General features: G+C 34.4%; 16 protein-coding genes. 15 read left to right on the top strand and 1 reads right to left on the bottom strand.

What is annotated here, in order from left to right; all coding sequences use genetic code 11:
- Positions 1-5: 5 nt before the first annotated feature.
- The 15 genes from ABEG11_RS17025 (at position 6) to fbp (ending at position 15,383) form a co-directional block, all read left to right on the top strand.
- The gene (locus ABEG11_RS17025) at positions 6-1,331 is read left to right on the top strand and encodes a hypothetical protein (RefSeq protein WP_348825382.1); all 1,326 of its coding nucleotides are present in this window, start codon (positions 6-8) and stop codon (positions 1,329-1,331) included.
- Positions 1,328-2,467: a glycosyltransferase family 4 protein gene (locus tag ABEG11_RS17020; protein WP_348825381.1), complete on the top strand. Its 1,140-nt coding sequence runs from the start codon at positions 1,328-1,330 to the stop codon at positions 2,465-2,467. The genes ABEG11_RS17025 and ABEG11_RS17020 overlap by 4 nt, the downstream gene beginning before the upstream one ends.
- Before the next feature lie 137 nt (positions 2,468-2,604).
- Entirely contained in the window at positions 2,605-3,135 is a 531-nt protein-coding gene (locus tag ABEG11_RS17015; RefSeq protein ID WP_348825380.1) for an acyltransferase, read from the top strand.
- Positions 3,136-3,181: 46 nt separating this feature from the next.
- Positions 3,182-4,255 carry a glycosyltransferase gene (locus ABEG11_RS17010; RefSeq protein ID WP_348825379.1) on the top strand — a complete coding sequence of 358 codons (1,074 nt, stop codon included), beginning with the start codon at positions 3,182-3,184 and terminating at the stop codon, positions 4,253-4,255.
- A 4-nt stretch (positions 4,256-4,259) separates the two neighbouring features.
- Positions 4,260-5,372, top strand: coding sequence for a glycosyltransferase family 4 protein (locus ABEG11_RS17005; protein ID WP_348825378.1), 1,113 nt, complete (start codon positions 4,260-4,262; stop codon positions 5,370-5,372).
- Positions 5,373-5,380: 8 nt separating this feature from the next.
- On the top strand, positions 5,381-5,923 hold the full coding sequence (locus tag ABEG11_RS17000) for a DapH/DapD/GlmU-related protein (protein ID WP_348825377.1): 543 nt from the start codon (positions 5,381-5,383) through the stop codon (positions 5,921-5,923).
- Between the two features lie 5 nt (positions 5,924-5,928).
- Positions 5,929-6,744, top strand: a complete 816-nt coding sequence (locus ABEG11_RS16995) for a glycosyltransferase family 2 protein (RefSeq protein WP_348825376.1) — start codon at positions 5,929-5,931, stop codon at positions 6,742-6,744.
- Between the two features lie 64 nt (positions 6,745-6,808).
- Positions 6,809-7,753: a UDP-glucuronic acid decarboxylase family protein gene (locus ABEG11_RS16990; RefSeq protein ID WP_348825404.1), complete on the top strand. Its 945-nt coding sequence runs from the start codon at positions 6,809-6,811 to the stop codon at positions 7,751-7,753.
- Between the two features lie 116 nt (positions 7,754-7,869).
- Positions 7,870-8,616, top strand: coding sequence for a glycosyltransferase family 2 protein (locus ABEG11_RS16985; protein ID WP_348825375.1), 747 nt, complete (start codon positions 7,870-7,872; stop codon positions 8,614-8,616).
- 125 nt (positions 8,617-8,741) lie between these two features.
- A complete protein-coding gene (locus ABEG11_RS16980) occupies positions 8,742-9,509 on the top strand; it encodes a polysaccharide biosynthesis/export family protein (RefSeq protein ID WP_348825374.1) in 768 nt (255 codons plus the stop codon).
- 115 nt (positions 9,510-9,624) lie between these two features.
- Positions 9,625-11,946: a GumC family protein gene (locus ABEG11_RS16975; protein ID WP_348825373.1), complete on the top strand. Its 2,322-nt coding sequence runs from the start codon at positions 9,625-9,627 to the stop codon at positions 11,944-11,946.
- A gap of 154 nt (positions 11,947-12,100) precedes the next feature.
- Positions 12,101-12,517, top strand: a complete 417-nt coding sequence (locus ABEG11_RS16970) for a VanZ family protein (RefSeq protein ID WP_348825372.1) — start codon at positions 12,101-12,103, stop codon at positions 12,515-12,517.
- A 19-nt stretch (positions 12,518-12,536) separates the two neighbouring features.
- Positions 12,537-13,907 carry an exopolysaccharide biosynthesis polyprenyl glycosylphosphotransferase gene (locus tag ABEG11_RS16965; protein WP_348825371.1) on the top strand — a complete coding sequence of 457 codons (1,371 nt, stop codon included), beginning with the start codon at positions 12,537-12,539 and terminating at the stop codon, positions 13,905-13,907.
- Positions 13,908-13,925: 18 nt separating this feature from the next.
- Positions 13,926-14,129, top strand: coding sequence for a hypothetical protein (locus ABEG11_RS16960; protein WP_348825370.1), 204 nt, complete (start codon positions 13,926-13,928; stop codon positions 14,127-14,129).
- Positions 14,130-14,363: 234 nt separating this feature from the next.
- On the top strand, positions 14,364-15,383 hold the full coding sequence (fbp, locus tag ABEG11_RS16955) for a class 1 fructose-bisphosphatase (RefSeq protein ID WP_348825369.1): 1,020 nt from the start codon (positions 14,364-14,366) through the stop codon (positions 15,381-15,383).
- A gap of 197 nt (positions 15,384-15,580) precedes the next feature.
- Here fbp and ABEG11_RS16950 read toward each other — a convergent pair whose 3' ends face one another.
- Positions 15,581-15,877 carry a hypothetical protein gene (locus tag ABEG11_RS16950; RefSeq protein ID WP_348825368.1) on the bottom strand — a complete coding sequence of 99 codons (297 nt, stop codon included), beginning with the start codon at positions 15,875-15,877 and terminating at the stop codon, positions 15,581-15,583.
- Positions 15,878-15,937 lie beyond the last annotated feature (60 nt).

Raw genomic sequence — 15,937 nt, 5'->3', positions numbered from 1 at the left:
AATAAATGTACATAACGAAAGAACATCTATCAGAACCTCAAACGTATAATTCCATAAAAACAGCTGTCTGGGCTTACTTTTTACTTTGGATTTTTGAAGGTGCTCTGCGCAAATGGATTTTGCCTGGCCTAGCGACACCTTTGCTAGTAGTACGTGATCCCATTGCCATATATATAATTCTAAGAGCTGTACAGTTAAAAGTAAATTTTATAAATCCCTATATCACCATTAGTGCGATTTTCACGCTATTAAGTCTAGCAATTACACTCACATTTGGGCATGGCAATCTTTTCGTTGGAATCTATGGAGCCCGGATTATGCTGCTGCATTTTCCATTGATTTTTATAATCGGACGGGTTTTTACCAAAGAGGATGTACTCCAGGCAGGACGAGTGCTTCTGGTGCTCAATATTGTGATGACAGTGATTGTCTATTTTCAATTTACAAGCCCACAGACAGCTTTTATTAATATTGGAGTTGGCGGCGAAGGCAGCGCAGGCTTCTCGGGTGCAATGGGATATAGCAGACCACCTGGCACATTCTCGTTTATTTCGGGATTAGCCAGTTTTTATACTGCTGTATCAGTTTTTATTTTTTATTTCTGGCTGTCAAAAGATTATTGTTCCAAAATTCTGCTTTATGCCAGTACTATTACTTTAGTAATTGCTTTGCCATTAACCATAAGCCGAGGGGCTGTTGTTGCTGTTATAATAGTAGGCTTATTTGCCGTAATCGCATCAATGACCTCTAACAAAATGATTATGAAATTAATAATCAGCACTATAATTTTTTATATAGTAATACTTGCTTTACAAGAGTATTCTGATTCATTTAAATTAAGTACCGAAGTATTTATGGATCGTGTCGAATCAGCCAATAAGTCTACCTCAGGCGGTGGCTTAAAGGATTCTATATTTTTAAGAATGCTTAATGATTTTATTGGTCCAATCGCTGATTTATTTAGTCAGCCATTATTTGCAGGCAATTTAGGCATGGGTACAAATGCAGGTGCTCAAATGTTAAATGGCAAAATTACTTTCCTGATTTCCGAAACGGAACTGGGGCGTTTGGGAGGAGAACAGGGCATCATTTTTGGAGGAGGGCTAATTGTTTTACGCATGTTTTTAACCATTAGTATTGCTGTCAAATCATTTAAATTACCACAAGATGAGAAACTTCTTCCCTTTATCATCTGTGGTGCCGCCAGTGTAACAATAATTCAGGGGCAGTGGGCTCAGCCCAGTATTTTAGGCTATGCCACAATTATGGGAGGTTTAGTAATGGCTAGTTTAAGCAAAACTGATACTCTATTGCAAAAAACTATTCTATGATTACAGAAATAATTTTAATTGGCAACTATAAGCCTGACAAGCAATTCAGCATGCAAATATTCGAAGCTTTAATGGCTGAAGGATATGCCGGATACAACCTTAAAGTCAGTGTAATCCGTCCTGGCGTAGTATTTGGAAAATCAGGTTTTAAGAGTCTCAGCTTAATAAAATGGTTAGCATATATTGATAAATTTATACTGTTTCCAATTAAGATTTTATTAACCCGAAGTTTTAATTTCATGCTTTTCAAAAAAGTAAGCTATCATATCTGCGATCATTCGAATGCATTTTACCTTTACTTTTTGCCTAAAAGCAAAACAATAATAACCTGCCATGATGTTTTAGCAATAAGAGCTGGCCTTGGATTTACCGATACATACTGCACAGCAACAAAATCGGGAGAAATTTTGCAAAAAATTATTCTAAAGGCATTGTCAGGAGCCAATAAATTAGCTGCTGTTTCCGAGTTTACATTAAATCAGCTGATATCAATTGACAACAAGCCCAGAATCAATAAAAAATGGATTTACATTCATAATGCACTGTCTAAAAAGTTTTTTCCTTTGCCAGAAGATCAAATTCAGGTTATTCTAAAAAAGTTTCAGCCATTAAAAGACAAGGCTATTATTTTGCATGTTGGTTCCGATCTGGAACGCAAAAACCGAAAATTATTAATCCACATGATTTATGAACTGAAAAACAAGTGGGATGGATTATTGGTTTTAGCAGGAGAAAATTTAAATACTGAACTGCTCGAATTAATTCAAACATTAGATGTTTCAGATCAAATCCTGCTGATCCCCAATCCTGCTGATAAGGAAATCATAGCTCTTTATTCACTATGTGAAGCAATGATTTTTCCATCCTATTCGGAAGGTTTTGGCTGGCCAATTATTGAAGCGCAGGCTTGTGGAGCTCCTGTTATAACGAGCAATAAAGCACCAATGATGGATGAAGTGGGTGGCAAAGCAGCATTGTATGCCGACCCAGACGATGCCAGTTCCTTTGCAGAACAATTTCTAAAATTAGATGACAAAAAGTTTAAAAATGAAATTATCAGGCTTGGCTATGAAAACGCAAAACGATTTGATTTTGACAGTACAATGCACAAATATGTTGAATTCATAAACAATTGACCATGTTATTTCTAAAAATAATAACCTTTGTATTGCCTTGGCCTCTGAAGCGGTTTATGTTAATTCATTTTTTTAAGTACGAAATTAATCCATCAGCCAGAATAGGACTCTCGTGGATTTACCCCAAAAAACTGATTATGGACTCAGATTCCAATATTGGACATTTTAATGTAGCCGTTCATTTAGATTTAATAACAATGGGAGAGCAATCCAGCATAGCACGAGGCAACTGGATTACGGGATTTCCCAGCAATACTGATTCCAAACATTTTCAGCATCAGCATGACCGCAAATCATATTTGATAATTGGACAGCATTCTTCCATTACAAAAAACCATCATATCGATTGTACCAATACAATTTATATTGGAAATTTTGTAACGATTGCAGGTTATGCCAGCCAATTATTGACTCATTCTATTAACATCGGGTTAAATATCCAAGACAGTCATCCTATAACTATAGGAGATTATTGTTTTGTTGGTACAGCTGCAACTATTTTAGGAGGGGCATCCTTGCCTGCTTATAGTGTACTTGGTGCAAATTCTTTATTGAACAAAACCTTTACAATTCCATATTGCCTGTACGGTGGCAATCCGGCTAAAGAAATCAAAGGCTTATCGAAAGATTTCAAATATTTTAATAGGGAAACAGGTTTCGTTTATTAAAAAATATCTGAAATAAACTTGATATCGCCGAAAATAAACTAAAAACATGAAAGTAATTCATTACATAGCCAGCGTTGATAAAAGTGGCGGAGGAACCACGGAGTATATGCGTTTGCTAAGCAAAGCCTTAAAAAATGACACATCGCTCACCATTGCTACAGGTTTTTCTAAAGATCCAATAACTATCGAGGGAGTTTCAATAAAATTTTTCGACAGCAATATTTATCGATGGTTTTCGCTGATAAATGAATTCAGAGCTTTCCTTGAAGATGAAAAACCAGACATAGTGCATATTAATGGAATTTGGAGTCCTCAAAACTGGGGCTTCCAAAAAGCAGCTCAGGAACTAAAAATAAAAGTGGTAATGTCTCCTCATGGAATGCTGGAATCATGGATACTGCAGCATAATCCTCTGAAAAAAAAAATAGCGTTTTATTTATTTCAAAATAATGCGATTAAAAAAGCAGATCATATTCATGCCACTGCTCAAATGGAAAAAGACAGTGTTCGAAAGTTAAGCTTTGACAATCCAATTTCCATCATACCCAACGGAATAGATCTCACCGAATTAAAAAGAGATAAAGAAGAATATGGAACTAAAAAAATGGTATTCCTGTCTCGTATACATCCAAAAAAAGGTGTTGAAATCCTGCTCGAAGCCTGGAGAAATTCGCCTACCAAAGGCTGGACTCTGGAAATAGCGGGAAATGGTGATGATGATTATCTAGCCACTCTGTGGCAAAATGCACGTGACTTGAAAAATGTACATTTTGTAGGGCCAAAATATGGTGAGGATAAATGGAACTTTTTACGATCTGCTGATGTGATGGTGCTTCCCACCCATAGCGAAAATTTTGGCATTGTGGTAGCAGAGGCATTAGCTGTAGGCGTACCCGTTATCACTACTACAGGGACACCTTGGCAAGATCTGGAAAATTATAATTGTGGCTGGTGGATTGATCTCTCGGTAATAAATTTAAAAGCAGCTTTACAAAATGTCTTTAACACCCCTGTTGACACTCTTGAAACAATGGGCGAAAATGGCAAAAATTTAGTTCAAGAAAAGTACGATATACAGGCTATAGGAAAGAAAATGGTGCAATTGTATAATTATATGTAAAGCGATGAAAATAACAATAGTTCAAGGAGCTTTTTTCCCAATTCCTCCATCATTGGGTGGCGCCGTAGAAAAAATGTGGTACGGTTTAGCAAAGGAATTCGTCAACCGGGGCCACGAAGTAAATTATATATCAAAATCATGCAAAGGCTATCTGGATACTGAAAATGAAGGGGGAATAAATCATGTCAGAGTTAAAGGCTATAAATCCCCATCATCAGGAATTATTCTAAAGATTTTAGATTTGCTTTATACATTGAAAGCTGTTCGGAAAATCTCAAATAATACAGATGTTATTATTTCAAATACATTTTGGCTTCCTCTCTTTTTATCATCAAATCAACAAAAAAAATGCCTGATTGATGTGCAGCGAATGCCAAAAGGACAAATGAAATTTTACACAAAAAATGCACGATTGAGAGCCAATTCGAGTCCTGTTGCCAAAGCAATAAAAAATGAAATCAGGAGAGAATACTTTGATAAGGTGGTTATGATTCCTAATACATTGCCATTTAAAAATAAAAATGCTATTGATTTTTCAAAAAAAGAAAAAACAATACTATATACTGGCAGGATACACCCTGAGAAAGGCTTAGATATTCTAATAAAATCTTTCGTTTTACTCAATACAGAGGATTGGCAGCTCCATATCGTAGGTCCATACTCTATAGAAACTGGCGGTGGCGGCGATGCTTATTTACAAGAATTAAAACTGTTGTCCAAAAATAGCAATGTGGCATTCTTGGGACCAATATTCGACATTGAAAAGTTAAGTGAAGTATATTCTAAAGCTTCGATATTTGTTTACCCTTCAATTGCGGAACAAGGAGAAACATTTGGGGTTTCGCCGCTGGAAGCTATGAGCTGGGGATGCGCAACAATAGTTTCAAATTTAGACTGTTTCAAAGATTTCTTAATTCATAATAAAAATGGTTTGTGTTTCGATCATCGTTCCGAAGAAAAAGTTGAGATCCTAAAACAGCATCTCAAAGATTTGACAGAAAATCCAAAAATTATGAATGACATCGCAAAAGCAGGATTGATGGTTAATGAAACCCATTCTAACGAAAAGTTAGCCACTGAATTCCTAAATGAATTTGAGTCAATGAAAACCAAGTAACGGTAAGAATGAAACAGCAGTACCAGCAAAATTCGCCATACGATTCACCATGGTCTATATCACAGCGTTTTAAAATGATGGTTTGGGAATATGTATGGTTACTATTTTGTATATGGACTCCAAAACCTGCTAACCGCTGGAGATTATTCTGGCTGCAATTATTTGGCTGTACAATTTACGGAAAACCATTTGTACATCAAAGAGCAAGAATCCAGATTCCATGGAATCTAATCCTGCATGATCACGCATGCCTCGGTGACCGGGCAAATGCTTATACACTAGGGGTCATAGAAATATTTGAACACGCGACTGTAGGCCAGGAAGTATACCTGTGCACAGGTACTCATGCATTTGACAAGCCAGCCATGAACCTCCTGACAGATAAAATAACAATCCATAAAAGAGTTTTTATTGGAGCAAGAGCATTTATAATGCCCGGCATAACAATAGGCGAAAATGCTATTATTGGCGCAGGAAGCATCGTTACGAAAAATGTAACAGCAAATACTGTAGTGGGCGGCAGCCCCGCAAAGATTATTAAGCAAAACTGACAAGAATGAGTATTCAAAATAAATTCAGCATAGTCATATTGGCCTACAATGAAGAAGACACATTGCAAAGCTGCTTAGATTCTGTTAAATGGTGTGATGACATTGTCCTTATAGACAGCTACAGCAATGACAATACTTGTGAAATTGCTAAAAAATCAGGAGCAAGAGTTTTCCAAAATAAATTTACCGACTTTGCTCAACAGCGCAATTTTGCAAATGACACAGTTAATTTTAAGCATGAATGGGTTTTCCATCTCGATGCCGATGAACATTTTACAAATGAATTAAGAGCAGAATGCAATAAAGCCATTGAGGCCTATCAATTTGGAGCTTTCTTAGTTCCTGCAAAAGAAATTCTCTGGGGTACCTGGCTAAAACATTCGGCAGGAACGGTATACCAAATGCGGTTTCATAAACTTACAGATGCCCGATATGAACAATATGGCCATGGCCAGAGAGAATGCGATCTGAAAAAAGGTTTAGGAAAATTAAAAAATCCCTATGATCATTATTTTTTCAGCAAAGGAGTAAATCAATGGTTTGTTAAACACTTAAAATATGCATCAGACGAAGCCAAAAATGAACAAAACGTTTCATTGAATAAAATACCATACAGCAAATTAATAACTGGCAAAACCTACGAAAAAAGAAGAGTATTAAAAGCGATAAGCTATAAAATGCCTTTCCGTCCTTTACTGAAGTTTTTTTATATGTATATCCTGAAACTTGGTTTTTTGGATGGCAAAACAGGTTTCAGATTTTGTGTAATGAAAAGTATGTATGAGCAGTTCATTATCTTAAAAAAAGCAGAAGCTAAATGAATTACAATTTGATAATGAATCTATTACATACAATTTCCTAAAATATTCAACTTAAAAAGATATGATGAAAAAAATATTGATAACCGGAGGAGCAGGATTTGTAGGTTCGCATTTATGCAAGAGATTACTCAATGAAGGAAATGAAGTTATATGTCTTGACAATTACTTTACTGGAGCCAAATCTAATATTATCGATCTGCTGAATCATCCTTATTTCGAAATGGTAAGACACGACATTACCGAGCCGTACTATGCTGAAGTAGATGAAATATACAATTTAGCTTGCCCAGCCTCCCCTATTCATTACCAATACAATCCAATCAAAACCATCAAAACCTCAGTAATGGGTGCTATCAATGTATTAGGATTGGCAAAACGAGTAAAGGCCAAAGTCCTGCAGGCCAGTACTAGTGAGGTGTACGGAGACCCGCTGGTACACCCGCAGACGGAAAGCTATTGGGGACATGTAAACCCAATAGGCATCCGCTCCTGTTATGATGAGGGCAAGCGCTGTGCCGAAACTTTATTTATGGATTACCATAACCAAAACAAAGTAGCAATCAAGATCATCAGGATTTTTAATACTTATGGCCCCAATATGAATCCTGCTGATGGCAGAGTAGTATCTAATTTTATTGTACAGGCATTGCAGGGAAAAGATATTACCATTTTTGGGGATGGATTGCAGACTCGATCATTTCAGTATGTTGATGATTTAGTCGAAGGCATGATCCGGATGATGGACTCTGAGCCTTCATTTCTTGGGCCTGTAAACTTGGGCAATCCTAATGAATTTACAATGCTCGAATTGGCACAAGCCATCATCGGCTTGACAGGCTCTAAATCCAAAATTATTCATCTGGAATTGCCACAGGATGATCCTAAACAGAGACAGCCAGATATTTCATTGGCAAATATTAAATTGAATGGCTGGGAACCCAAAACACAATTACAAGAAGGCTTGACTGCAACTATCAGCTATTTTGACAGACTATTGTCAAATCAATAAACAGCTTCTTTTTATCAAAACATTTATTTACACTGATTTTCGTCAATTCATTATTGGCGAAAGCTTCATTGTATGTTCTAATTCGTTAACTACACATAAATTTTAAATAATTTACTATGAAAATCACAATAATAACAGTGTGTTACAATCGAAAAAACACTATTGAAAAAGCCATCAAAAGTGTATTGGAACAAGATTATCATGATATCGAGTACATTATTATTGATGGTAATTCCAAAGATGGAACAAAAGAGATTATTGAATCGTACCGAGACAGGATAAGCCAATACATCTCGGAACCAGATAAAGGAATGTACGATGCCATAAATAAAGGAATCAAATTAGCAACGGGTGATGTAATTGGATTGATGCATTCTGATGATGAATTTTATGATACCAAAGCTATCAGCAGGATAGTCGCCCGCTTTGATTTTTACAGGAATATAGAAGGTGTGTATGGCGATGGCATTTATGTTTCAAATGATACCGAAGAGCGATTAATCAGAAATCGCATAGGAGGTATTTTCAGCTTAAATAAAGTAAAAGAAGGCTGGCTGCCCTTGCATCCTACCGTTTATTTGAAGAAAAGTATTATCGAAAAATACGGTTTATATAATCTTGATTTTAAAATAGCTTCGGATACAGAATTTTTACTGCGCTATCTGTATAAATATAAAATTAATATGATTTATATCAACTCATACATCGTCAAAATGCGAATGGGAGGCATGAGTACCAATATAAAACGGGCTTTTGAAGTTTTATGCGAAGATTACAAAATATACAGGTATCACGGCTTAACTGCATTTATATCTGTCTTTCTTAAAAAAACTATTGCTTTAAGGCAGTATATAGCTCATTAAAAAAGACAGCTGTTATCCGTTCAATACCTTTCTTATCATAAATATTCTGCAACACAAAATAACAGTCTGTTAATTTCTAAAATCAATAAAAATTAATAGAACCTATTATACAAACCTAAACTATCATGAAAAAAATCCCTTTACTTATAATAATCCTGCTATTATTTATACTGCAGTCCTGCACCACAAAAAAAGCGATGCTGTATGTACAAGATATAGACAGCTATACCAATTCACCTTTAAATTATTCGACTACAAAAATACAGCCAAATGATATATTGAAAATTGATGTTGGTGATCTTAATCCCTTAGTCGCTGCGCCATTTAATATGAATGGTGGAAGCTCTTCGCAGCAATCTATAGAAAACATGAGATTAGAAGGTTATCTGGTTAATCCACAAGGCAATATTACCATGCCCATCTTGAACGAAATCCAGGTGGGGGGGCTAACTCCAGCTGCAGCTGAAAGTACGATAAAAGGACGTTTGATAAATGAGGGATATTTAGTGAATCCTACGGTAATGGTAAGAGTCCTCAATAATAAATTTACCATCCTGGGAGAAGTTAATAAGCCTGGTGTAATCCCTTTTCAGGAAGAGTCCATTAGTTTACTAGATGCAATAGGACTGGCGGGAGACCTTACTTATTCAGCAATTCGAAAAGATGTAAAACTTATCAGGGAGCTTGATGGAAAACGCATTGTTTATCACGTTGATCTGACTACTGCATCATGGATTTCTAATCCAAATTTCCGAATCAGACAAAATGACGTTATCATCGTAACCCCCAATAAGCTAAAAGTAAATAGCGGAGGATTAATCAAAGATCCAATTCAATTATTAGGTTTAACAGCCTCCATTTTAGCCCTCTTTTTAGTGATTAAAAACAACTAAAGCAGATATTTTTCATTGGAGAATACCATCTAAAAATGTTTCAATTACATCAAAATAGTTTCTTCTATTTATCAAACTTCAGCTTGTTATTTTAAAAAATTTAATAGAAAACAGTATGGATCTTAAAAAAGAATTTTTAAAATATTTTAAATATTGGCCGTGGTTTCTGCTTAGTTTAATTGTTTGTGCAGGCAGCGCCTATTATTACATTGGTGCGGTCTCTCCTACTTATGAAACTTCGGCTTTGATTAATATTGATACAAAGAAGGAAAAAGATGCAGAGATATTAAATACCAATAACATAAAAAAAGAGAAAGAGGATCTGGAAGAAGAAAAAATGTTCATCACTTCAAATGATTTCTTGTCTAAAATTGTAACTGATCTAAAACTGAATATCAATTATTTTGAAAAAGGATATCTGGACAACAAAGTAATATATGATATCCCCTTTACAATAAAACCGCTGATTTCTAATGATTCGCTGCCACAAATGGTATATAACATTAAAATTGTAGAACACGGATTTATTGTAAATGATGCATCTACTGAGAAAAGCTATTTGATGCGTGGCCACGTAAACAATCGGGTTTTTAAAGGAATCCCTTTTACAATTGAGTTATCATCTGCTGCACAAAAAAACCTCTTGGCTTATCTTGACAAAGAATACGTAGTAACTCTAGAGCCTACTGGGATGGCATTAAAAAATTTGAAATCGTCCCTGAATATTGTCTCATACGAGAGTCCAAACACCAACCTGCTGCTGAGCCATATAGGAACCAATCCTGTACTTTCCGTAAAAATACTTGACAAGCTTATTGAAACGCTTGATAAAGATATGGTTGCTAATAAGCAAAAAAAATACACAAAAACAATATCCTATTTAAACCAGCGGATAGCAGTTTTTACAAAAGAAAAAGATTCTATCGAAAGTGTCAAGGAAAATTACCTGAGTAATAATAACATCTATGTTTTAGATCAATATATTGCCGCTAAAACCAGCGAAAAAACGACAACAGCAGCTAATTCATTAATTAATGAAAAACAATTGGCTCTGACTAAATTTGCAATAGATGACATCAAACGAAGCGGTTATACCACAGTTCTGGGCACAGATTATAATTTAAATCTGCCCTCTATTAACCAAATGCTTGTAAATTACAATACAAAGCTTATGGAGAGCGAAGTACTCCTGCAAAGAGCCCAAAAAAACAATCCTGCTTACATAAGTTTAATGGAACAATTAAAAATCCAAAAACAAGCAATATTAAATACTTTGGGAGATTATTTAAATAATTTAAACCAGACCGATGCTGTTAATAAAATAGAACAGGATAATGCGATTGCCGCAGCAAGAAGCATACCTACAAAGGACAAAGAACTTGGAAACATCAATAATAATCTGGATTTAAAAGAGGAAACTTATCTGGCTTTATTGCAGCGAAGAGAAGAAGCGATTTTGAATGGAGCCGTTTTAGAATCCAATTTAAGCATACTGGATTCTCCGCAAACCAATTATTCGGCCATTTTTCCTAAACCCAAGCCTTTTATGCTGGGAGCCATTTTATTTGGATTTCTATTGCCTTTTGGCTTTATATATCTAAACACACAAATGGATTCTAAGATCCATAATGAAGAAGATCTTCAGGCAGTTCTTGGCGAAATTCCGTTTTTAGGAACTATCCCAAAAATACATGTCCATAAAAAATTAGAAAATTCGGCTACTTCCCGCTCCATTATTGCAGAAGCAACTTGTACCTTATTTTCAAACATCTCTTATTTACTGCCCCAAAATGAAGAAAAAAAAGGAAACATACTATTATTTTGTTCATCTACTCAGGGCGAAGGCAAGTCATTCTGTGCCTTTCATAATGCAATAACAATAAGCAATCTTAATAGAAAAGTTCTGCTTATTGGAGCTGATTTAAGAAATCCTCAATTGCATGATTACTTTAATGCTGACAAAAATGCATTTGGACTCTCAAATTTTTTATCAAATAAAAATGAAGATTGGAAAAACTTTTTGATAAAAGAAAATAATTTTTCTGACAACTTGCATATTTTACTTTCCGGGAAAATCCCTCCAAATCCTACCCAATTATTAACCAATTCAAATTTTGAAGTATTACTCGAAGAAGCAAAAAATCTTTATGATTTTATAATTATAGATTCAGCTCCGGTACAAGTCGTATCTGACACACTTAACTTCAGTTATTTAGCAGATGTGACCATGTATATTGTCAAATCCAATTACTCGGATAGAAATACATTGCGCCAGCTGAAAAATTTCATAAAGAAAGGACAGCTAAAAAATGTTGGCATTGTAATTAATGGAATTAGCGACAAAAATGTGTATGGATATGGCTATACTTATACTTACAAAGAAGAAAAAAAGGATAAGAAGCCATGGTTTAAAAAAAACATCAGACAGCTTTCTTAGGATCGTAAAACTGCTTGCCTAAACCAGCAATTATCTTAAAATCAATATTTTGATTTTTAATGAGTTTTGCACAAAACCAAGATATCGGAAACAAGTGCTTTACCTAAAAAGATAATCATTCCAAATTGTTCTTTTCCTAAAAATAGTATTTAAAATGTCTAAGAAATTAATTCTATTTCCATTGTTAATTGTTACCGGTCTGGTTTTTTACTATTCCTGGTTACCGGATTCTCAAATGCGCTCCGAGACTTACTTGCCGCAATGGCTTTTGGACTGGAGCAATCATTATTACAATCTACGTACAGCAGTTCCCTTTGCCTTTTTTGGGTATTTGCTGGAGGCATATACAATAAGGCGGGTTTCGTACAAAATGAATGAAAATAAAAATTTAATTTTTATACAGAATTTAGGCGTGGCAGGTTTTATAGCTTTCATTGCCGAGTGTGGCCAATTTCTAATAAAAGGAAGAAACCCGGATCTGATGGATATCTATTTTGCAATAATAGGAAGTTTAGCAGGGGCTCTGATTCATAATTTATTTAATAAAATTAAATTGAAAAATGCGAAATAGGCATAAATTTACCTTTATAATGTGCTGTGCCATTGCTGATATGATAGCCATGATACTTGGTACTATAGTCTGTTTAAATGTTGCTTCAGGAGAAAATATCGGATGGAATACCTTATTCCTCAATAAAATGATTCCTATTACAATTTTAAGCTGGCTATTTTCGGTTACTTATTTTCAATTGTATCGGGTAGATGTTCTTTTTAGTTTAGAATATTTTTTCCGTAACAGCTGGCGTGCTTTTTTAACCCAAAGAATCCTGTGGCATAGTTATATATTTATTTTTCAGGACAATGTGCTATACTTTTTTGGAAGCAAGGCTAATCTGTTTCAATTGAGTTTTCTGCTTTGTTATTTTTTATCATCAAGAGTTTTATTTACACTAGTTATAGGAAAAATCAAAGGATGGGTTTTCAAACGGTACACGGTAGCAATTTGGGGATTTAATAAAACGAGTATCGAATTGGCTTCTCATTTAGAGAATAATTCCTTTTTTATTGACTTTATGGGTATTCTCAACGAAAACTCATCTGTAAACTATAAAAGCAATGATGATTTTAGCATAGCACTCTGCAAAGCTATTGATAAGGCATCCAGCAGGAACATCAATGAATTATACATTGTATCCAATCCAGATCTTATTACTGATCTGAATTACTTTTTTGAACTTGGAGACAAACATTGCATGCGTTTGAAATTTGTTCCAGATTTTTCAGCTATTTCAAAAAAACATTTTAGCTCGACACATTTAAATAATTTTCATGTTATAAAACCCCGTTATGAGCCACTGCAAAATGCGTACAACCGACTGATAAAGAGAATATTCGATTTAGTTTTTAGTATTTCAGTAATTATTTTCATTTTGTCATGGCTATATCCTTTGCTGGCATTTCTTATTAAAAGGCAAAGCAAAGGCCCCGTTTTATTCAGGCAATTACGGACTGGCAAAAAAAATGAACCCTTCTGGTGCTATAAATTTCGAAGCATGTATATAAACTCTGGAGATGAAAGCAAGCAGGCTCAAAAGGAAGATTCCAGAATTACTCCAATTGGCAAATTTATCCGTCGCACAAGCTTGGATGAAATGCCGCAGTTTTTTAATGTATTGATGGGAAATATGAGTGTTGTAGGACCACGCCCGCATATGATTAAGCATACTACAGATTATAATGATCATATACATAATTTCATGGTAAGACATTTTGTCAAACCCGGAATTACAGGCTTGTCTCAGGTTTCTGGCCTGAGAGGCGAAACTAAAAAAGTATCAGATATGAAACGCCGTGTGAGCACAGACATTAAATATGTCCAGACCTGGAGTTTAATAACTGATATTAAAATCTGTTTTTTAACAATTATTGTAACCTTAAAAGGGGATAAAAATGCTTTTTAAACTAAAAAAACAACTATCATGGACATTACTTATTACTTAATTGGCTTACTTACAGGAGTTTCTGTAAGCACATTTTTTATTGGCAAAGAATTGTATAAATATTATACTAAGTACACCATCCAGCAAAAACAATTGGATCGCATTTTAAAATTGAATGATAAAATAAAAAAAATAAAAAACTTGCATTCCATTAAAAATCAAAATCTTAATGTTGGCGTGTAAGTCTATTTTTAACTGACTTATTTTTCAATATCTAATGAAGAGCTTCTTTTTCGCATTAGCGAAATACAACATTTGATAATTTAAAATCCAAACAAACATTCAAATCAATAATAGGCCAAAAATCCTATTATTAAAGGAAGTCCTATGCCTATTGGGCTGAAGCTCTGCATTGCAAGTTTTATCATTTAGTCAAAAAAAGAAATTACACTATTTACATTTAAAAACACGCTAGATATGGAAGAAGGCAATAACAAAACATTGGGCGAATTTATAATTGAAAATCAAAATGAATTTAAATATTCATCTGGAGAGTTATCTCGTATTTTTAACTCTATAAAATTAGCTGCCAAAATAGTCAGCCATAAAGTAAACAAAGCGGGGTTAGTTGATATTATTGGTGGTGCGGGAGAAAAAAACATTCAAGGAGAAGATCAGCAGAAATTGGATGTTTATGCTAATGAGGTTTTTATCAAAACAATAATAAACCGTCAGATTGTATGTGGCATAACCTCCGAAGAAAATGATGACTTTATAACCGTTCAAGGAGGTAATAATGGTAACAATAATAAATATATTCTTTTAATAGATCCTTTGGATGGTTCGTCTAATATTGATGTAAATGTTTCAGTAGGAACCATTTTTTCAGTATACAGAAGAATATCAGAAATAGGAACTCCGGTCATACTGGAAGATTTTCTGCAGCCAGGAATAAACCAGGTTGCCGCAGGATATGTAATTTATGGAACCTCTACAATGCTGGTATATACCACAGGGCACGGTGTAAATGGATTTACATTAAATCCTGCTATTGGCACATTTTATCTTTCACATCCTAAAATTAAATTTCCCGAAGATGGAACCACATATTCTGTAAACGAAGGGAATTATATACATTTCCCGCAAGGCATTAAAGATTACATTAAGTTTTGCCAGCAAGAAGAAAGCGACCGCCCCTATACTTCAAGATATATAGGAAGCCTGGTTTCCGATATGCACCGAAATATGTTAAAAGGCGGAATTTATATGTATCCAAATACCAGGTCAGCAAATGGTAAATTAAGACTCTTGTATGAATGCAATCCAATGGCATTCATAACCGAACAAGCTGGAGGAAAGGCATCTGATGGAATTTCTAGAATAATGGAAATTGAACCTGCCAGCCTGCACGAAAGAGTGCCATTTTACAGTGGCAGTATTAACATGGTCAATAAAGTAGAAGAATTTATAGCTAAAGCCAAATTGAGTAAATATTAGATTATAAAAATATGCTGAATAAGTAAAAAAGCCCCTCAATCTGAGGGGCTTTCTGTTTATAAACAGACAAATTAAAATCGTCCTAAATTAAACTAATATATTTAAAAATTAACAGATGTTTACTAATCCAATCTTATTCATTTTTAAGCGACGCTCATTACTGATAATTTAAGGCGATTTGAATTAAAAATTAAAAATTATCCTAAATAACAATTTTCCTCAAAAACCACACCTTCTTCATCTATTGCTACAAGAACCTTTTTATCTTTTGCCGTAACTTGTGTCATGTATAACCAAGGTAAGGACCACATTCCAAGTGTTGCACAGCAAATTAAAAAATTGAGACTATGGTTAACTTTCTTACCTTCTTTATATAGTACTGTAAAAGGCGTTTTTTCATTTTGCTCTATAACTACAAAACCATTTTGAATTTTATTGGCAATAGTTTTTGTAAATAGATTTAATTTTTCTTGTTTAATAAAATGATCTTTCATCTTCTAGACATTTAAGTTAATAAGCATTAATATCATATTGACAACATTACAAATATAAAA

This window comes from Flavobacterium aestuarii (genome assembly GCF_040049115.1).
GTDB lineage: Bacteria > Bacteroidota > Bacteroidia > Flavobacteriales > Flavobacteriaceae > Flavobacterium > Flavobacterium aestuarii.
Note: the sequence above shows the minus strand (reverse complement) of the source record. Positions and strands in the feature narration are given on the sequence as shown.